Here is a 17,883-nt window from a genome sequence, read left to right as displayed (position 1 = left end):
AACCGCCCATGACCTCGACCCGCCCCGGCCCCGACTGGCTCGCCGACGCCGTCCTGTACCAGATCTACCCGCAGAGTTTCGCCGACTCCGACGGCGACGGCATCGGCGACTTCGCCGGCATCGCCGGGCACCTGGACCACCTCGCCTGGCTCGGCGTCGACACCGTCTGGCTCAACCCCTGCTTCGCCTCACCGTTCCGCGACGCCGGGTACGACGTGACCGACTACCTCACCCCCGCCCCGCGCTACGGCAGCACCGATGACCTGGCGGCCCTGGTCGAGGCCGCCCGCGGCAAGGGCATCCGGGTCCTGTTGGACCTGGTGGCCGGGCACACCTCCGACCGCCACCCCTGGTTCCTGGCCTCCGTCGAGGACCCGTCCGACCACCGCTACATCTGGTCCGACCGCCCGGTGGACGGCTTCGTCGCCTCGCCCGGAAGCCGGCCCGGCTGGTACCGGCCGAACTTCTTCGACTGTCAGCCCGCCATCAACTTCGGTTACGCCCGCAGCAGTTCGGACGAGCCCTGGCGGCAGGCGGTGGACGCGGACGGCCCGCGCGCCAACCGGGCGGCGCTGCGCGAGATCATGGCGCACTGGCTGGGCGTCGGGGTGTCCGGCTTCCGGGTGGACATGGCGTACTCACTGGTCAAGGACGACCCGGGCAAGGTGGAGACCGCCAAGCTCTGGACCGAACTGCGCGACTGGCTGGACCGAAACCACCCCGATGCCGCCCTGCTCGCCGAGTGGGGCGACCCGGCCGCCGCCGTCGCGGCCGGCTTCCACGCGGACTTCTTCCTGCACTTCGGCGGGGAGGACGACGGCCTGCCCCTGCGGTCGCTCTGGAACAACAACGGCGGAACGGTCGAGGAGTTCTGGCACCAGGAGGTCTGCTACTTCGAGGCCGACGGCCGCGGGACCCCGCAACCCTTCCTGGACGCCTGGCGCTCCGCGGCCGAACTCACCGAGGGCAACGGGCACATCGTGCTGCCCACCGCCAACCACGACTTCTCCCGCCTGGCCGCCGGCCCGCGCACCGTGGAGCAACTCGCGCCCGCCTTCGCCTTCCTGTTCACCTGGCCCACCCTCCCGGCCGTCTACTACGGCGACGAGATCGGCATGCGCTACCTGCCGGGCCTGCCCGACACCGAGGGCAGCGTGCTCGGCCCGCGGTACAACCGGGCCGGCTCGCGCACCCCGATGCAGTGGACGCCCGGCCCCACCGCCGGCTTCTCCAGCGCTCCGCCCGAGCGGCTGTACCTGCCGGTGGACCCGGACCCGCGCCGCCCGGACGCGCTCTCCCAGCGCGCCGACCCGACCTCGCTGCTGCACACCGTGCGGCGGCTGATCACCCTGCGCCGGGCGCACCCGGGGCTGGGCACGGCCGGCGGGCTGGAGGTCCGCCACGCCGGCTACCCGCTGGTGTACACCCGGGCCGGGCGGTACCTGGTGGCGGTCAACCCGGGCCGGGAGCCGGCGTCCGTACCGCTGGCGGGCCTGCCGGAGGGCGGCGCCCGATGGGCGCGGGGCGTCCGGCCGCTGGACGTGCAGGGCGTGCGGCTGGTGGACGGGGAACTGCGGGCGGACGGGTTCTCGTACGGGGTGTTCGAGCTGGGCTGACGGCCGCCGCGGTCGGAGCCGGGATCCCCGCCGGTCGGGGGCCCGGCTTTCGATCCATGTCAGATAGTTGTAAGCTACATCCATAGATGGTTGCATTTACCACCCTCATTGGTTGCATTTGCCACCTTCTTGCCATCGAGAGACACCACCGGAGGACGGTACGAACACCATGAGCACACCCCGGAACCCCGCCGCGGCGCCCACCCTGGGGCACTCGCTCAAGCACCTGGCCACCCACCTGATCACCCCGCTGCTGATGTGCCTGGGCATGGCGCTGGCCTACCAGGGCGCCTTCCACCAGCCCGAGCCGCACCACCTCGAGGTGGCCGTGGTCGGCACCACGCCGCAGGCGCACGGCCTGGCGCAGGCGATCCAGAGCAGGGCCGGGGACGCGCTCGACGTCCGCATCGTGGACGACCGGGCCGCCGCCGAGCAGCAGCTGCGCGACCGGGATCTGGTGGGCGCCTTCGTCCCCGACCCCAGGAGCCCCGAACTGATCGTCGCCAAGGGCAACTCGGACACCTCGGTGGTGGCCGCCACGGCGGTGTTCACCAACGTCACCGACCAGCAGGGCGTGCCGCTGCACGTGACCGACCTGACCACCCCGGCCGAGGGCGACCCGACCGGGCAGGGCCTGTTCTTCCTGCTGGTCGCGCTGAGCATCGGCTCCTACGCCAGCGTCGCGGCGATCGGCGCGGCCGGCGCGGGGCTGAGCCTGAAGGTCCGGGCGCTGGTCGGAGTGGCCGTCTCGCTGGTGGTCAGCGTGATCGGGATCGTCACCGCGGGGCCGGTCTTCCACGTGGTCGACCACGACTACGCGGCGATCTGGGCGCTCGGCTGGCTCTACTCGGCGGGCATCGTGCTGATCGGCATAGGCCTGCACGGCTTCCTGAAGAAGTGGACCACGCTGGCCCTGATGGTGCTGTTCGTGATGCTGAACTTCACCTCCTCCGGCGGTATCTACCGGCCCGAACTGCAGAACGGGTTCTTCGGTGGCCTGCACGGGTTCTGGACGGGCGCGGGCTTCCTGGAGGGCGCGCGCAGCATCCTGTACTTCGACGGCGGCGCGGGCCTCGGCGGACACGTCGTGACCCTGCTGGTCTGGCTGCTGCTCGGCGGGGCCGCCCTGGTGGCCGCGGCGGTGTACGAGGGCCGTGGGCGTCGTCCGGTGGAGACGCCGCAGGAGGCGCAGGAGGAGGTGGAGGAGGCGGTCGCGGTCTGATCGCCCCCGGAAACTCCACCCGGCGCCAAGGGCATCGGCACCGGGTGGGAACGGGGCGGCCCGCGTCCGGCTCCGGACAAGCCGGACGCGGGCCTCGGCATGTCCCGAGGGCGTTCCCGAGGGTGGTCCCGGGGTCGTTCCCGGGTTCCCGGGGCGTGCCTACCAGTAGGCGGCCTGCCCGGTGAGCGCCTGGCCGACCACCAGGGTGTGGATCTCGCTGGTGCCCTCGTAGGTCAGCACCGACTCCAGGTTGCCGGCGTGCCGGATCGGCGAGTACTCCAGCGAGATGCCGTTGGCCCCGAGGACCGTGCGGCACTCGCGGGCGATCGCCAGCGCCTCCCGCACGTTGTTGAGCTTGCCGACGCTGACCCGCTCGGGCCGCAGCCGCCCGCCGTCCTTGAGCCGGCCGAGGTGAACGGCCAGCAGCGCGGAGTTGCCGAGCGCGAGCGCCATGTCGGCGAACTTGCGCTGGGTCAGCTGGAATCCGCTGATCGGCCGGTCGAACTGGACCCGGGAGTCCGCGTACCGCAGCGCCGCCTGGAGCGAGTCCCGGCCCGCGCCGACCGCGCCGAACAGGATGCCGAACCGCGCCTCGTTCAGGCAGGACAGTGGACCGCGCAGCCCCTTCGCGCCCGGCAGCTGCGCCTCGGCGGGCAGCCGGACGCCGTCCAGGTGCAGTTCGGAGGTGACCGAGGCGCGCAGCGACAGCTTCTGCTTGATGTCGCGGGTGGTGAAGCCGGGCGTGCCGCGCGGCACCAGGAAACCGCGTACGCCGTCCTCGGTGTTCGCCCAGACGGTGGCGACGTCCGCGATGCCGCCGTTGGTGATCCACATCTTGGTGCCGTCGAGGATCCAGTCCGAGCCGTCGCGCACCGCGCGGGTGCGCATCCCGGCCGGGTTGCTGCCGAAGTCCGGCTCGGTGAGCCCGAAGCAGCCGATCGCGGTGCCGGCGGCGAGCCCGGGCAGCCACTGCTGCTTCTGCTCCTCCGAACCCCACTGGTGGATCGAGTACATCGAGAGCGAGCCCTGGACCGAGACGAAGCTGCGGAAGCCGGAGTCGGCGGCCTCGAGTTCGAGGCAGGCCAGGCCGTAGGAGACGGCGTTGGCGCCGGCGCAGCCGTAGCCTTCCAGGTGCATCCCGAGCAGGCCCAACGCGCCCAGCTCGGGGGCGAGTTCGCGGGCGAAGTGGGCGTTGTCGAACCACTCCGGCAGGTGCGGGCGGACCCGGTCGGCGAGGAACCGGGCGACGGTGGCCTGGATCTCGCGTTCCTCGTCGGTGAGGAGGGTGGCGAAGTCGATCAGGTCGAGCGGGTCGGACATGGCGGTGCGGGTGCGGGTGCGGGTGCGGGTGCCGTTGCCGGTGCGGGTGCCGGTGCCGGTGCCGGTGTTGGCGTCGGTGCTGGCGTCGGTGTCGTGCGGGGTGCTCATGGGCGGTCCTCGAAGTCCTCGTCGTGCAGGGGCTTTTCGTGCGGCGCTCCGTCGTGCGGGGCTTCGGCGTGCGGAGGCTTGTGGTGCGCGGGCCCGTCGTACGGGGTGTCCAGCCAGGCGGTCAGTTCGGCGGTGTGCTCGCCGAGCCGGGGCGGGGGCAGCTGGTAGCGGGGCGGGGTGCGGGAGAGGCCGATCGGGTTGGCGACCAGGTCCAGTGGGCGGCCGTCCGGTCCGGGCACCGGCGCCCGGGGCCGCAGGCCGAGCGAGTCGGCGAGGTCGAAGGCCCCGGCCAGGTCGTTGACCGGTCCGCAGGGCACGCCGAGCGGGGTGAGCACCGCGAACCACTCGGCGGCGGTGTGGCGTTCGATCCTGGCGGAGAGCTCGCGGGCCAGCGCGGCCACGTGCGCGACCCGGTCGGAGTTGGTGGCGAAGCGCGGGTCGCCGGCCAGCTCCGGGGCGCCCACACCCCGGCAGAGCGCCGCGAACTGCCGGTCGTTGCCGGCCGCGACGACGAGCGGGCGGTCGGCGGCGGTGAACACCTCGTACGGGGCGATGGACGGGTGGCGGTTGCCGAGGATGCCCGGCACCGCGCCGGCCAGGGTGTAGCCGGCGGACTGGTTGACCAGGCCGGAGAGCAGCGTGGAGAGCAGGTTCAGCTCCACCAGCTGGCCCCGGCCGGTGGTCTCGCGTTCGCGCAGCGCGGCCAGCACGCCGACCGCCGCGTGCAGTCCGGTCAGCACGTCCACCAGGGCGACGCCGGTCTTCACCGGCTCGCCGGGGGCCGGGCCGGTCACCGACATCAGTCCGCCGACGGCCTGCACCAGCAGGTCGTAGCCGGGCAGTTCGGCGCCCTTGCCGGGGCCGAAGCCGGTGATGGAGCAGTAGACGAGCCGCGGGTTGAGGGCCTGGGCGCGGTCCGGGCCGAGGCCGTGGCGGGCCATCGTGCCGGGGCGGAAGTTCTCCACCAGCACGTCGGCGCGGCGGACGAGTTCGACGGCGCGGGCGTGGTCGGCGGGGTCGCGCAGGTCGAGGGTGAGGGAGCGCTTGTTGCGGTTGACGGAGAGGAAGTAGGTGGCCTCGCCCTGGGCGTGCGGCGGGCCCCAGGCGCGGGTGTCGTCACCGGTGCCGGGCTGCTCGACCTTGATCACGTCGGCGCCGAGGTCGGCCAGCAGCATGGTCAGGTACGGCGCGGCGAGGACCCGGCCGAAGTCGGCCACCAGGACGCCGTCCAGCGGGAGCCCGGTCATGCCCGCACCCCGGCCGGTTCGGCCGCGGCCGCGGCGTCGCCCGAGGGGGCGTCGCCGCGCAGGTGCGGACGGGCCAGCAGGAGGTAGAGGCCGCCGGCCGCCAGCACGACCACCGCCGAGAGCAGTACCAGGTAGTTGTCGTACCAGGCGGCGTCCGGGGTGCGGCCCCAGCAGATGTTGACGATCGCCGCGACGCCGTAGACCAGTGCGCCGATGTTCACCGCCAGGCCCCAGCGCCCGAGCCGGAAGTCCCCGCCCGGGCGCCAGCCGCGCAGCCGGGCCCGCAGGGCGGCCAGCACCACCATCTGGAAGGCCAGGTAGATGCCGATGCTGGAGAAGGAGATGATCTCCGTGAGGGCGCCCTCGGAGAGCGCCGAGGCGGCCACGATGATCACACCGGGCAGCACCGCGGCGAGCAGCAGCGCGTACGGCGGCACCCGCAGCCGGTCCGAGACGGTGGCCAGCAGCCGGCTGCCCACGATCATCCGGTCCCGGGCGAAGGAGTAGGCGAGCCGGCTCGCCGCCGCCTGGAGGCTCAGCACGCAGGACAGGAAGGAGATCAGCACCACGCCGATCACCACCCGGGCGCCGGCCGAACCGAAGGCGTCGTGCAGCACCTTGGCCACCGGGTCCTTGTCGTCGCCGGAGGCCACCGCGCCGATGTCCTGGATCGACATCACCAGCGCCAGGCTGACCCCGATCGCCGCCGCGCCGCCGACGTAGATGGTGCGCCGCATCGATTTGGGATCTGTCGACCCGGGTCGGGCACCTCCTCGGCGACGTCGCCGCAGGCCTCGAAGCCGAAGAACAGGAAGACCGCGATCAGTCCGGCGGCCAGGAAGGCGTCGGTGTAGTCGCCGTCGCCGCCCGCGCCGAAGCGGTCGAAGACCACACCGAGGCCGTGGTAGCGGTGTGTCAGCAGCAGCCAGGCGCCGACCGCCAGGGCGCCGAGCAGCTCGGCGGCGAAGCCGAACACGGCCGCCGCCGACAGCACCCGGGTGCCGCCGAGGTTGATCACGGTGGCGAGCGCCAGCAGGCCGAGCGCGCACCAGACGGTCGTCGCGGTGCTCGGCTCGACGCCCAGCAGGGCGGCCACGTACGGGCCGGCGCCGTAGGAGACGGCCGCGATGGTGGACATCAGCGCCAGCAGGTAGACCCAGCCGGTCAGCCAGCCCCAGGTGCGGCCCCAGAGCCGGCGCGCCCACGGGTACACCCCGCCGGCCACCGGGAACTGGGCGACCACCTCGCTGAACACCAGAGCCACCAGCAGCTGGCCGAGGCCCGCGATCAGGAAGCTCCAGACCATCGGCGGCCCGGCGGTCTGGAGCGAGGAGGCGAAGAGCGTGTACACGCCGACGACGGGGGAGAGATAGGTGAAGCCGAGCGAGAAGTTCGCCCAGAGGCTCATGTCGCGCTTGAACTCGGAGGTGTAGCCGAGGGCGGCCAGCCGTTCGGCGTCCGGGTCGGGGGAGTGGACGGTGGCACGTGCACTGGCATCGGTCATGACCTGCTCCTGGGAACGTGTCGTGATGCGTGGGGGAGCGCTGCGGGATGCTGCGGGGTGCTGTGGGGCGCTGCTCGGGCCGAGGTTGCGGGAAAACATACGAGATTGAGTTTCTAGCGGCAAGAGTGCGCGCCAGACCGGGGGTACCCTGCGGGAGACATCCGGTCCGGGGTGATCCGGCGACGGCCCGGTGCGGACCCGGCGACGACCCGGCGACGGGCTACCGAGGAGGGGAACGGTGTGACGACCATCGGCAGTGCGACCCCGCTGCTCAGCGCCGTCCTCGCGCCGCTCGCCGACCTCGGGCGCGCCGACGCGGTGGCCCGCCGGATCACCGAGGCGATCGCCCTCGGGCTGGTCGCCGACGGGAACCAACTGCCCAGCGAGAACGACCTGGCCGACCAGCTCGGCGTCGCCAACGGCACCGTCCGCGAGGCCCTCGCCCTGCTCCGCGAGGCCGGGCTGATCGAGACCCGGCGCGGACGCAACGGCGGCAGCTTCGTCCGCACCCCCGCCGAGGGCTCCGAACACCTCCAGCTCGCCCGGCTGCGCGACCTCGCCACCGTCGACCTGCGCGACCTCGGCGACGAGGAACTGGCCGTCTTCGGCACCGCCGCCCGGCTCGCCGCCGAGCGGGCCCCGGCCGACCTCGGCCCCCGGCTCACCCGGCTGGTGCACGACCTGCGCGACGCCGCCGGGCCCGCCGAACAGCGCCGCGCCGACGCCCGCTTCCACATCGAACTCGCCGTCGCCGCCCAGTCGGTGCGGCTCACCCAGCTCGCCGTCCGGCTCCAGGCCGAACTCGGCCCGCTGCTCTGGCTGCCCGCCCCGCACGGGCCGGACCAGGAACGCTTCGCCGAGCAGCACCGGGAGATCCTGGTCGCCGTGCTGGCCGGCGACGCGGCCGGCGCCCGGGCCGCCGCCGAGGCGCACGCGGTGGCCTGCGTGCACCATCTGGTCCGGCGGCACCTGGAGTTGGCGGACGACGGCTGAGCCGGGGGCCCTGCCGTCGTTCCCGGATCCCTCCCTCGCTGCCGGAGCCGTCATGACCAGCGCGTTCAGCACCAGCCTGCCCGTGGGCCGAGCCGTCGGCGGGGCCGTCCCGGGTGAGTCCGTCGCCCCGGGGCCCGTCCTGGGCGGGTCCGCCGCCGTCGAGCGGTGCGCCCGGCAGGTCGCCGTCGCCGTCGACGCGGTGCTCGCCGAACTGGACGGCCTGCGGGCGGCCGCGGCCGACTGCTGGACCCGGGCGGCCACCGAGGGGCGGCGGCCCGCCGCGGCCGAACTCGCCGCGGTGCACGGGGTGGTGAGTGAGCTGCTGGCGCGGCCGGGCTCGCGCTGGTTCGGCTGCGGAGCGGTCGTGGCGCCCGGCGCGCTCGCCGACGCCGACCTGCACGTGGAGTGGTGGTACCGCGGCGCGCGCGGGACGGGGGAGCGACGGCTGCGGCTCGCACTCGACCCGGCGGACGCCGAGTTCTACGACTACCGGGTGCTGCCCTGGTTCGCCCGGCCCCGGGACGAGGGGCGGTCCGCGGTGGCCGGGCCGCAGGTCGACCTGCTCTGTGCCGACCGGTACGTGCTGTGCTGCGCCCGGCCGGTGGTCGTCCCGGGCGCGGGATTCGTCGGGGTGGCGGCCGGGGACGTGCCGCTGGCCGCGCTGGAGCGGCTGCTGGTGCCGCCGCTGCGGGCGCTGCCCGGCGACGCTGCGCTGCTCGACGGGGAGGGGAGGGTACTGGCCGCCACCACCCCGGTCCTGCCGGTGGGTTCGCTGGCACGCGGGCTGCTCGCGGATCCGGCGGCCGAGCGGGCCGGGGTGCCGTCGGCGGCGGTGGACTGGGCCGTGGTGCGCGGCTGACGTCGACGGAAGGGCATATGACCTTCATTTGTGAAGGTATTACTCGTTCCGCTTCCCGCGGCCGGGCGGCGTGCTGAAGCAGCAGTCCCCGCAGAGCCCGGCACCCGGACCGACCCGGTAGTAGAGGCAGCAGCTGTTCCGCCGGAACGCCGTGCCGCGCGGCCCGGTGCACAGGGTGCCCGATCCGGCCAGCGGCGGACGCTCCAGCAGCTCCGCTGCCAAGGTCCGTGCGGCGTCCGGTGCATGGGCGTCCAGAACCCGCAGCGTCCCGGCCAGCGCGGAGGCGGCATTGCCGAGCAGCAGGCGGGGGGAGAGCGGGGCGGCGGCCCGGACGGCCTCCGCGAGCGGCGCCAACTGGCCCAGCAGGACGGCCTCGTGGAGCTGGTCGGCCAGCGTGCCGGCGGCCTTCGGGGCGGGCTCGGGTGGCGTCCACAGGTCGAGCGGGCCCTGGTCCGGGATCCGTACCCAGGCGTGCTCCAGGGTCGGGACCGTCCCCAGCAGGACGGCCGAGCCCAGCCCCACCGACCAGAAGCGGGCGGCCAGCCCCAGATGCAGGATCGAGGCGGCGACCCGGAGCTCGCCGGTGCCGAGTCGCCGCGCCACCACCCGCAGCCGCGCCGCCAGCGGCGCGTCCGGTCCGGTGCCGTACAGCTCGGCCAGCGGCAGGAAGCCCTCGGGCGGCCGCCCGGTCGGCGAGGTGTCCAGCGCGAAGTACGGCCCGACGGCGGCGAGCCGGGCGTAGTCGGGCGGCCGCCGGTCGGGAACGGGGTTCAACGGCCCTCCCCTGTAAGGTCGTTGAACCCCGCGCCCGCCGCCGGCGGGGTGCTCGGATGGTCGAGGGACAACGGGGCCTCCAGGTCTGCGGGTGCTCGGACGGCGTGCGCAGCCCCCGGTCGGACCCGAGCGGCCCAGGTGGGCCCGGTCGGCCGGGTGTCAGCTGCGCACGGAGAAGTCACCACTGGTCGTGCGGATGAACGCTACCGTGCCCTGGCAGTCCGACACCGGCTGGCCGAACGCGCCCCAGACCCAGCCCATCCGGTCCCCGTGCCGCCCGTTGTCCTCCACCGAGAGCGCGACCTTCTGGCCGACCAGCTCCAGGCCCGGGAACCACGGCGCCTCGCCCTTGGTGACCACCCCGGTGGCGATGGCCCCCCGGCCGCCGACGGCCAGGCAGGTGACGTCGCCCTCGAAGTCGGCGACCAGCCGGCCGTCGGTGTGCACGTGACGGACGTGGAAGTGGCCCGCGGTGCTGCGCGGATCGGTGTTGGTGGCGGCGCGGGCGTCCACCGAGATCCGCACCGGGTCGCCCTCGAAGCCCTGGAAGGCGGCGGTGAGGACGGTGTCGCCGGTGCCGCGCACCGCGACCGGCCCGAAGTCGCCTGCCGCGGCGGCCGGTTCCCCGGCGCGGACCGACGCGCTGACCGGTACCGTGGCCGACTCGGCCGGGACCGGTTCCGCGACGGCGGCCGGTGCGGCGGTGGCGGCGGTCACGGCGAGCAGGAGGAGTGAGACTGCTGCGGTGGCGAAGCGGCGGTTCATGGCGGTTCGGGTCTCCTTCGGCGGGGGTGTTCCGCGTGACTGGTCCGACGCGGGTGTCCGGTGCGAGCGTGTGGTGCGGATGTCCGACGTGGGTGTTTCGACGCGGGTGCTTCCGACGTGTGTGTCTCCGACGTGGGTGTTCCGACGCCACCGATCATGCTCGCGCCCGGTCGTGCAGACCTCCCGCTGCGGAGGGGAGTTGGCGCCGGACCGGTCCCTCCTGAGGAGGACTCCGCCTCCCCCGGGGGAGCTGCCCGTAGGCTCGGCCGGGTGCGCACCGACTCTGCCCTCGCTCACCCCGATCCCGCGCGGTCGCGGTCGGCCCGGATCCGTCGGCCGCTCGCCGCCGTCTCCGCGCTCGCCCTGTCGGCGCCCGTCCTGCTGGCGCAACCGGAGGCCCGGGGAGCGGCCGCGCTGCTCGCGTTGACGGCGGTGCTCGCCGCGGTGGCGGCGCTGCTGCCCTGGCCCGCCGGGCGGATCACGCTCGGTTCGGCCGCCGGGGTGGCGGCCGGGGCCTCGCTGCTGGTCGACGTGGTCTACGCGGGTCCGTACCGGCTGCCCGCGTTCTGGCTGCCGTTCGAGTGGCTCGCCCTGCTCGGGCTGCTCTTCCGGGCCGTCCGCCGGCTGCCCGACCGCTGGGCCGGCCCGGTCGGCGGGCTGGTCGGGTCGGCGGCCGTGCTGTTGCCGCTGCGGTTCGCCCTGCGGACGCCGCAGGGCGGTGTGGCCGGGCCGGTGGTCGGGGTTCTGCTCTCGCTGCTGCCGCTGCTCGGTGTCGCGGGGGCGGCCCTCTACCTGCGGGTCCTGGACACCCGCCGGGAGCGGGCGGTGGCCAGGGCCCGGCGTGAACAGCGGTTGGAGGTGGCCCGGGGGCTGCACGACTTCGTCGCCCACGAGATCACCGGCATCGTGCTGGAGGCCCAGGCCGGCCAACTCCCGGACCAGGAGCCGGAGGAGACGGCCGCCTTGCTGCGCCGCCTGGAGGAGGCCGGGCTGCGGGCGCTGGACTCGATGGACGAGATGGTCGGCGCCCTGCGCGAGCCGAGCGGCCACGGCGGCCGGGGCGACCGCTCCTTCCGGTCCGACGGCTCCTCCTGCTCCTCCCGGTCCGGGGGCTCCGACAGCCCCGACAGCCCCGACCCGTCGGACCGGGAGGGGCAGGCGGGCGGAGCGACCACGCGTCGGCTGGGCCTGGCCGACCTTCCCGAGCTGGTCGCCCGGTTCGGCTCCACCGGCGCCCTGCGCGCCACCGCCGAGCTGGCGCCCGGCACCGCCGGCCGGCTCTCCGCCGAGGCCGAGGCGACCGCGTACGCCGTGGTCCTGGAGGCGCTCACCAACATCCGCCGGCACGCCCCGCAGGCCACCGAGCTCACCGTCCGGGTGGCCCCCGGCGAGCACGGCGCCGTCGAGCTGACCGTCACCGACGGCGGTGGCCCCGCCCGCAAGCCACTGCTGCGCCGCCGTCCCGGCGCCGGCGGCACCGGTCTGGCCGGACTCACCGCCCGCGCCGCCGCCCACGGGGGCTCGCTGACCGCCGGTCCGGGCACCCCCACGGGCTGGCGGGTCAGCTGCTCCCTGCCGGGGTGTTGAGACGAGCGCACCCGGGGGCGGCACCGCTCGGTGCCATCCCCGGGTGCGCTCGGAGGCTCAGAGGACCCGGCCGCCGCCGCGGCTGCCGCGCGGGCGGGTCAGGGTGAAGCGGTCGACCGGGACGAGGTCCCCGTACGGGCCGCTGACGGAGTAGTAGGTGACGCCGATGGTGGTCCGCCCGTCGCGGCCGCCCGGGTCGACGTCGAAGGAGGCGAAGCCGTACGGGTTGTCGGCGTCCCGGAAGGCGGACCAGGGGGCGTCCTCGATCACGTACACCGGCGGGCGCTTGCCGGTGGCCGGGTCGACGGCGCCGACGCCGGTGATCACCCGGGCCTTGGCGGGGTTGAAGAACAGCTGGTTGGACGGGACGGACGTGCCGCCGCCGCCGATGACCATGTGGACGGTGCCCTTGGTGGTGTCGATGGTCCCGGTCCGGGTGGAGACCGGGATCGGCGTGCGGGTGTCGGTCGGCTGCTGGCCGCGGATCGGGTGCGAGCGCTCGTAGTGGTGCTCGTGGCCGCAGACCACCAGGTCCACGCCGTACCTGTCGAACAGCGGCACCCAGGCCTCGCGGACGCCGAGGTCGGCGCCGTTGAACTTGTCGGCGGTGGAGATCACCACCTGGTGCATGCAGACCACGATCCAGTCGATCCCCGGGTCCGCGTTGGCCGCGATCAACTCCCGCTCCAGCCAGCGCTGCTGGGCGCCGCCGGAGTAGCCGTGGACGTAGCTGTTGCCGCCGTCCTGGTAGGCCACGTCGTCGTTGTTGAGGCTGATCACGCGTACCGAGCCGGCCGTGAACGAGTACCACAGGCCGTGCGTCTCGGCGTCGGAGCGGGCGTCCGGGAGTTCGAAGTACGCCTGGTAGGCGCCGTAGCCGATCGGCCCGTTGCCCTTCTCGTTCTCGTGGTTGCCGGCCGCGGGCATCCAGGGGCGGTGGCGGGCCGAGCGGCTGTTGTTCTCGAACCAGTCGGACCAGGTGCGGACCCGGTCGGTGGCGATGTTCGCGTAGCAGAGGTCGCCGTTGAGCAGGTGGAACAGCGGGGCGATCCGCTCGACCCCGGCGGTGGTGTCGCCGGCGGCCGGGCTGCCGAGGTTGTCGTTCACGTAGCCGGTGGCGGTCTTCCTGCCGAGGGTGGGGGTTCCCTGGTCGCCGAAGCTGGTGAAGGTGAAGGCGGACCGGCCGCGCGGGGCGGTGCGGACGGTGCCGAGTTCGGGGGTGGTGCCGTCGTGGACGGCGGCGTAGACGTAATCCGTGTCGGCGTGCAGGCCGGTCAGCCGGGCGTGGTGCACCTGGACCTCGGTGCCGGAGGCCGCGTCCCGGTAGGTGCGGGTCGAGGCCTGGACCGTCCGGCCGAAGCCGTTGTTCGAAGTCCCGTACGTCACACGCGGGTTGCCGACGGACCGGGTGGTGTGCCAGGAGACCACCACCTCGCGCGAGGCGTCCGAGCCGAACTGGAGGTGCAGGCCGGCCACGCGGGGCGCGCCGGAGCGGTCCGGCCGCTGCCAGAGCAGCGGGGAGGCGGCGGCGGGGGTGGCCGAGACGCCGGAGAGGGAGACGGCACCACCGAGGCCGACACCGGTCGCACCGGCCAGGAGCCCGCGCCTGCTGACGGAGGGACGTCCACTGGAATCAGTCATGGCGGCCAGCCCATCCGACGAAGGTGAACCGGGCCGGTTCCGCCGCGTGAACTTTCCCGTCCGTCACCCGTGCGCCACACTGCTGGTCGTGACGAGTACGAACGGCGAGGGCCCGCGGGTGATCCGCACCCTGATCGCTGACGACCAGGAGGCCGTCCGGCGCAGTGTCCGGAGGATCCTGACGGCCCAGCCGGACATCGAGGTGGTGGGCGAGGCGGCGGACGGGCTGGCCGCGCTGGAGCTGGCGGCCGAACTGCGGCCGGACGTCGCGCTGGTGGACGTCCGGATGCCGCGGATGGACGGACTGGAACTGACCCGGCGGCTGGCCGGGCCGGGCGTGGCCGAGCCGGTGCGGGTGGTGGTGCTGACCACCTTCGACCTGGACGAGTACGTGTACCCGGCCCTACAGCACGGGGCGTCCGGCTTCCTGCTGAAGCGTTCCGGCCCGTCCCTGCTGGCCGAGGCGGTGCGGGCGGCGGCGGACGGGGAGAGCCTGATCAGCCCGTCGGTCACCGTCCGGCTGTTGCGGCACGTGACGGCGCCGCGCCGTCCGGAGCGCGGCCGGTCGGCGCCGGTGGTGCCGCTGACCGAGCGGGAGGTGGAGATCGCCGGGCACGTCGCCGCGGGCCGCACCAACGCGGACATCGCCGCGGAGCTGTTCATCTCGCCGGGAACGGTGAAGACCCACGTCGCCAGCATCCAGCGCAAGCTCGGGGTGGCGAACCGGGTCGGGATCGCGGTGCACGCCTGGGAGATGGGCTGGGCGGCGGGGGCGCGGTAGCGGGCGGCCGAGGCGGGGGAGTCGTCCATGGGAGCACCACGCAGCGCGTCCACGGGGCCGAGGGGATGCTCCGTGGACGCGCGGAACCCACGAGGTGGGGGTGGCCTCCGGACGTGACGTCCTCCGGCCGGTAGTTCGATCGTCGACCGAGGTAGTTATCCAGCGGCAGACCCTGATCCGTCTCGATCCGTCGCCACTGCCTCCTGCGGTCGAACTTCCTTCAGCTACCTCGCAGGTCCACCTCCCATCATGCGCCTCCTACGGGCCGTGCACCAGGGGTGAACAGCATGAATCCGACAATTTTCGCAACTCGGGCGGCGGGGGGTGAACCCGGGGCGCACTGAGGGGCGGGCGAGGGGCGGCCAGGGCGCGGTGAGGGGACGGCGGCCGGGGCGCGGCGCTCAGGAGCGCGGCCAGCCGTCCACGAAGTTCAGCGTCCGGCGGTACGGCCCCTCCGGCCCGGTGCTGCGGTACTCCTCGGCGCTGCTGCCGGTCCGGACGGTGCGGTCGCCGTCGTGCCGCCGGGCGGTGGGGCGCAGGGTGTGGTCGACGGTCGAGCGCTCGGTGACGTGGCCGCCGGTCGCCGCGGTGGTCTCGCGGTGGTAGCCGAGGTCCATGGCGGTGGTCTGGTCGGTGTTGCCGGCCGCGTCGCGGCTCACCCGGTAGTCGACGTCCAGCGGTTCGCCCTCGTGCACGGTGGTGGTGCGGTGCGGGCCGCCGCCCCAGGTGGCGGTGGTGCGGGTGAGGTCGGTGCCGTTGCGCAGCGAGATGTCATTGCCCGAGTCGCGCAGCCGCTGCGTGGAGCGGAAGGCGAGTTCGTCGCGGACCTCGGTGGTGATCCGGCCGTGCGAGGTCTGTACCCAGCCCCGGGCGAGGTCGTTGCGGGCCGCGGTGACCGTCCAGTCGCCGCTGCCGGCGCCGTGGTCGGCGAGGTCGGTCGCGACGGTGGCCTCCGGGGCGACCCGGTGGTCGGTGAGCTGTCCGGTGGTGCGGGCGGCGCCGTGGTCGGTCTCGGCGAAGAGGTTGACCTGGCCGGTCCAGAGGTCGTTGCTCTGAGCCTCGGCGGTGTTCAGGGTGACGCCCACGGTGTGCGGCCGACCGTCCAGCAGCAGCCCGACGTACGGGGTGAGGTCGAGCCGGTAGGCGGGCAGGTCGAAGGCGAAGACACCGGGTACGGGCCGCCAGAGCAGCGGGTCCCAGCCGCCGGTGTAGATCACCGGGTACGGCCAGACCGCGCCGGCCACCCGGCCGTCGACGGTCAGCCGCAGCTCGCGGAACGGGCCCTTGCCGCAGATGCCGGTGCCCGGGTTGGCGGCGGCGAAGGCGTCCGGCGCGGAGGCGTACGCGAACTCCTCGCAGGCGCCGCCGCCCCGGGCGTACACCTCGGCGGTGAGGCGTTCGAGGTTCTGCGGGAACGTGAGTTCGCGTCCGGCGGTGGGCGCGGCCTGGGTGAGCCCGAACGGTCCGGTGGTGAGCAGTCGGTCGGCGGTGGGGGCGGCGGGCCGGCGGTCGTCGGCGGTGTAGAAGGTCAGGCTCGCGGTGATCGTGAAGACACCGGTGTAGGTGGCGTCGGTGACGTTGGCGAGGTCGAAGGAGAACTCCTGCGGGCCGCCCGTGAAGAGCGGGGCGTAGCGGGTGACGTCGTGCTCGAGGTTCCAGGCGATGCCGTCCTTGGACGGCTCGGGAGTGGAGGAGAGCAGCACCTGGACGCCGCCGACGCGGACGCTGAAGATCCGGTCGAACTGCCGCCCGGCGACCTGTCCGTGGAGGTCCAGGACCACCGCCGACCAGGGGCCGGCGCAGTCGGCGGGCGGGGTGAGGGTGGTGCGGTACGGGGTGTCCGGCGGGTTGCCGTACCCGTTGCGGAACTCGCGCTCGTGCATCGCCTCGACGGTGCAGGAGCGGGTGTCGGGGCGGGTGAGCGGCTTGGTGGCGGTGACCGGGTCGTGGTAGTCGGTGCCGAAGTCGGCGTGGGCCGGGCCGGCGGCGGTGAGGGTGCCGGCCAGGGTGAGGACGGCGGCGCCGATCAGACCGGCGGCGCGGCGGAGCAACGGGCGCAGGGCCAAGGCGGGTTCCCGGGGTCGGGCGGCCCGCGGGCGGGTGCCGCGGGCCGGTCGGATGATCCGGGAATCCTTCCGGTGATGGCATGTCGGCGTCAAGGATTGGCGCCGTCAGTGCTGTTGATGTCGCGGGTGCCCCGGGTGCCCCGGGTGCCCCGGGTGCCCCGGGTGCCCCGGGTGCCCCGGGCGCTCCGGGCGCTCTCGGTGCTCTCGGTGTCGCGGGTGGCCTCCCGGTCGGACGCACTCTGGATTCCGGTGCGAACCGTCCCTACGCTGAACGACGCGTCGCCCACCGCAGTGGAATCCTCACAGAGAGTTCGCCTCATGACCGGACTTCCGCCCACCGCTCCCGCCGTCCAGGTCTCCGAGGAGGTCGCCCGGGCCCTCGCCGAAGGCCGGCCCGTGGTGGCCCTGGAGTCGACCATCTTCACCCACGGCCTGCCCCGGCCGCGCAACCTGGCCGTCGCGCTGGAGGCGGAGCGGCAGCTGCGCGCGGCGGGCGTCGTCCCGGCCACGATCGGGGTCCACGGCGGGGTGCCCACGGTCGGGCTGAGCACCGAGCAGATCACCGAACTGTCCGCCGTCGACGGCCTGGACAAGGTGAGCCTGCGCGACCTCCCGGTGGTCGCCGCACTCGGCCGGCACGGCGGCACCACCGTCGCCGCCACCTCCTTCCTCGCCCACCGCGCGGGCATCCGGGTGTTCTCCACCGGCGGTCTCGGCGGCGTGCACTACGGCGCTTCGGAGAGCTTCGACGAGTCGGCCGACCTCACCACCCTGGCCGCCACCCCGATCACCGTGATCAGCGCCGGAGTGAAGTCCATCCTCGACATCCGGGCCACCCTGGAGCGCTTCGAGACCTACAGCATCCCGGTCATCGGCTACCGCACCCGCAGGTTCCCCGGCTTCTACGTCACCGACTCCGGCCACGAGGTCAACTTCAGCGTGGAATCGCCCGAGCAGGCCGCCAGGATCATCGAGTCCCGCGACCGTCTCGAACTGCCGCAGGCCGTCCTGGTCGCCAATCCGGTCGATCCGGCCAAGCAGCTGCCGCCCGAGGAGCTGGACGGCATCCTCGCCCGTGCCTGGGCGGAGGCCGAGCGCCGGGGCGTCACCGGCAACGCCTCCACACCGTTCCTGCTCGACTTCATCCGGCGGGACACCGGCGGGCGCAGCCTGGAGGTCAACGTCGAGGTGTACCGGGGCAACGTCCGGCTCGGCGGGGAGATCGCGACCGCGCTGGCCGCGGGTGCTGTGGCCGGGGCTGGTTCGGCCGGTGGTGATGCTGTGGCCGGTGGTGATGCCGTGGCCGGTGATGATGCCGTGGCCGGTGGTGGTGCGGCCGGTCGGGCTTCGGCCGGTGGCGCCGCTTCGGCCGTCGTCGCCGAGACCGGGGCCTGAACCGT

13 protein-coding genes and 1 pseudogene are annotated in these 17,883 nt (G+C 74.2%); 7 read left to right on the top strand and 7 right to left on the bottom strand.

Annotation, left to right across the window (positions count from 1 at the left end):
- The first annotated feature begins 8 nt into the window (after positions 1 to 8).
- Complete coding sequence (locus ABZ449_RS31945; protein WP_360353129.1) at positions 9 to 1,616, top strand: alpha-amylase family glycosyl hydrolase; 1,608 nt, start codon at positions 9 to 11, stop codon at positions 1,614 to 1,616.
- A gap of 169 nt (positions 1,617 to 1,785) precedes the next feature.
- On the top strand, positions 1,786 to 2,838 hold the full coding sequence (locus ABZ449_RS31940) for a hypothetical protein (RefSeq protein WP_360353127.1): 1,053 nt from the start codon (positions 1,786 to 1,788) through the stop codon (positions 2,836 to 2,838).
- Between the two features lie 159 nt (positions 2,839 to 2,997).
- Here ABZ449_RS31940 and ABZ449_RS31935 read toward each other — a convergent pair whose 3' ends face one another.
- From ABZ449_RS31935 to ABZ449_RS31925, 3 genes and pseudogenes are all read right to left on the bottom strand, one after another.
- Positions 2,998 to 4,158 carry an acyl-CoA dehydrogenase family protein gene (locus ABZ449_RS31935; protein WP_360353148.1) on the bottom strand — a complete coding sequence of 387 codons (1,161 nt, stop codon included), beginning with the start codon at positions 4,156 to 4,158 and terminating at the stop codon, positions 2,998 to 3,000.
- A gap of 104 nt (positions 4,159 to 4,262) precedes the next feature.
- Positions 4,263 to 5,513, bottom strand: coding sequence for a CoA transferase (locus ABZ449_RS31930; RefSeq protein WP_360353125.1), 1,251 nt, complete (start codon positions 5,511 to 5,513; stop codon positions 4,263 to 4,265).
- A pseudogene (locus ABZ449_RS31925) lies at positions 5,510 to 6,921 on the bottom strand (APC family permease). The gene ABZ449_RS31930 and the pseudogene ABZ449_RS31925 overlap by 4 nt, the downstream one beginning before the upstream one ends.
- Positions 6,922 to 7,257: 336 nt before the next feature.
- Between ABZ449_RS31925 and ABZ449_RS31920 the strand changes: the two are divergent.
- Together ABZ449_RS31920 and ABZ449_RS31915 are read left to right on the top strand one after the other, a co-directional pair.
- Complete coding sequence (locus ABZ449_RS31920; RefSeq protein WP_360353123.1) at positions 7,258 to 8,010, top strand: FCD domain-containing protein; 753 nt, start codon at positions 7,258 to 7,260, stop codon at positions 8,008 to 8,010.
- A 52-nt stretch (positions 8,011 to 8,062) separates the two neighbouring features.
- Positions 8,063 to 8,869 (top strand): hypothetical protein, encoded by an 807-nt coding sequence (locus ABZ449_RS31915; RefSeq protein WP_360353121.1) that lies wholly within the window; start codon positions 8,063 to 8,065, stop codon positions 8,867 to 8,869.
- 39 nt (positions 8,870 to 8,908) lie between these two features.
- Here ABZ449_RS31915 and ABZ449_RS31910 read toward each other — a convergent pair whose 3' ends face one another.
- Both ABZ449_RS31910 and ABZ449_RS31905 read right to left on the bottom strand, forming a co-directional pair.
- Positions 8,909 to 9,643 carry a (2Fe-2S)-binding protein gene (locus ABZ449_RS31910; protein ID WP_360353119.1) on the bottom strand — a complete coding sequence of 245 codons (735 nt, stop codon included), beginning with the start codon at positions 9,641 to 9,643 and terminating at the stop codon, positions 8,909 to 8,911.
- Positions 9,644 to 9,802: 159 nt separating this feature from the next.
- A complete protein-coding gene (locus tag ABZ449_RS31905) occupies positions 9,803 to 10,408 on the bottom strand; it encodes a hypothetical protein (RefSeq protein WP_360353118.1) in 606 nt (201 codons plus the stop codon).
- Between the two features lie 270 nt (positions 10,409 to 10,678).
- On the opposite strand from ABZ449_RS31905, the gene ABZ449_RS31900 reads away from it, so the two are divergent.
- Positions 10,679 to 11,995, top strand: coding sequence for a histidine kinase (locus ABZ449_RS31900; RefSeq protein ID WP_360353117.1), 1,317 nt, complete (start codon positions 10,679 to 10,681; stop codon positions 11,993 to 11,995).
- Between the two features lie 57 nt (positions 11,996 to 12,052).
- On the opposite strand, the gene ABZ449_RS31895 is transcribed toward ABZ449_RS31900, so the two are convergent.
- A complete protein-coding gene (locus tag ABZ449_RS31895; RefSeq protein ID WP_360353115.1) occupies positions 12,053 to 13,636 on the bottom strand; it encodes a metallophosphoesterase family protein in 1,584 nt (527 codons plus the stop codon).
- Positions 13,637 to 13,724: 88 nt separating this feature from the next.
- On the opposite strand from ABZ449_RS31895, the gene ABZ449_RS31890 reads away from it, so the two are divergent.
- A complete protein-coding gene (locus tag ABZ449_RS31890) occupies positions 13,725 to 14,417 on the top strand; it encodes a response regulator transcription factor (RefSeq protein ID WP_360353113.1) in 693 nt (230 codons plus the stop codon).
- 401 nt (positions 14,418 to 14,818) lie between these two features.
- Here ABZ449_RS31890 and ABZ449_RS31885 read toward each other — a convergent pair whose 3' ends face one another.
- Positions 14,819 to 16,483: a peptide-N4-asparagine amidase gene (locus tag ABZ449_RS31885; protein WP_360353111.1), complete on the bottom strand. Its 1,665-nt coding sequence runs from the start codon at positions 16,481 to 16,483 to the stop codon at positions 14,819 to 14,821.
- 318 nt (positions 16,484 to 16,801) lie between these two features.
- Between ABZ449_RS31885 and ABZ449_RS31880 the strand changes: the two genes are divergently transcribed.
- Positions 16,802 to 17,878, top strand: a complete 1,077-nt coding sequence (locus ABZ449_RS31880; protein ID WP_360353110.1) for a pseudouridine-5'-phosphate glycosidase — start codon at positions 16,802 to 16,804, stop codon at positions 17,876 to 17,878.
- The last annotated feature ends 5 nt before the right edge of the window (positions 17,879 to 17,883 follow it).

Source organism: Kitasatospora sp. NPDC005856 (assembly GCF_040629945.1).
Taxonomy (GTDB): Bacteria; Actinomycetota; Actinomycetes; order Streptomycetales; family Streptomycetaceae; genus Kitasatospora.
The sequence above is the reverse complement of the archived record's forward strand: the minus strand, read 5'-3'. Positions and strand labels throughout refer to the sequence as shown.

Bases quoted from the DNA above. Each gene is read 5' to 3' on its own strand.
- ABZ449_RS31945 (WP_360353129.1), top strand. From the start codon at position 9: ATGACCTCGACCCGCCCCGGCCCCGACTGGCTCGCCGACGCCGTCCTG.
- ABZ449_RS31940 (WP_360353127.1), top strand. From the start codon at position 1,786: ATGAGCACACCCCGGAACCCCGCCGCGGCGCCCACCCTGGGGCACTCG.
- ABZ449_RS31935 (WP_360353148.1), bottom strand. From the start codon at position 4,158: ATGTCCGACCCGCTCGACCTGATCGACTTCGCCACCCTCCTCACCGAC.
- ABZ449_RS31930 (WP_360353125.1), bottom strand. From the start codon at position 5,513: ATGACCGGGCTCCCGCTGGACGGCGTCCTGGTGGCCGACTTCGGCCGG.
- ABZ449_RS31915 (WP_360353121.1), top strand. From the start codon at position 8,063: ATGACCAGCGCGTTCAGCACCAGCCTGCCCGTGGGCCGAGCCGTCGGC.
- ABZ449_RS31905 (WP_360353118.1), bottom strand. From the start codon at position 10,408: ATGAACCGCCGCTTCGCCACCGCAGCAGTCTCACTCCTCCTGCTCGCC.
- ABZ449_RS31895 (WP_360353115.1), bottom strand. From the start codon at position 13,636: ATGACTGATTCCAGTGGACGTCCCTCCGTCAGCAGGCGCGGGCTCCTG.
- ABZ449_RS31880 (WP_360353110.1), top strand. From the start codon at position 16,802: ATGACCGGACTTCCGCCCACCGCTCCCGCCGTCCAGGTCTCCGAGGAG.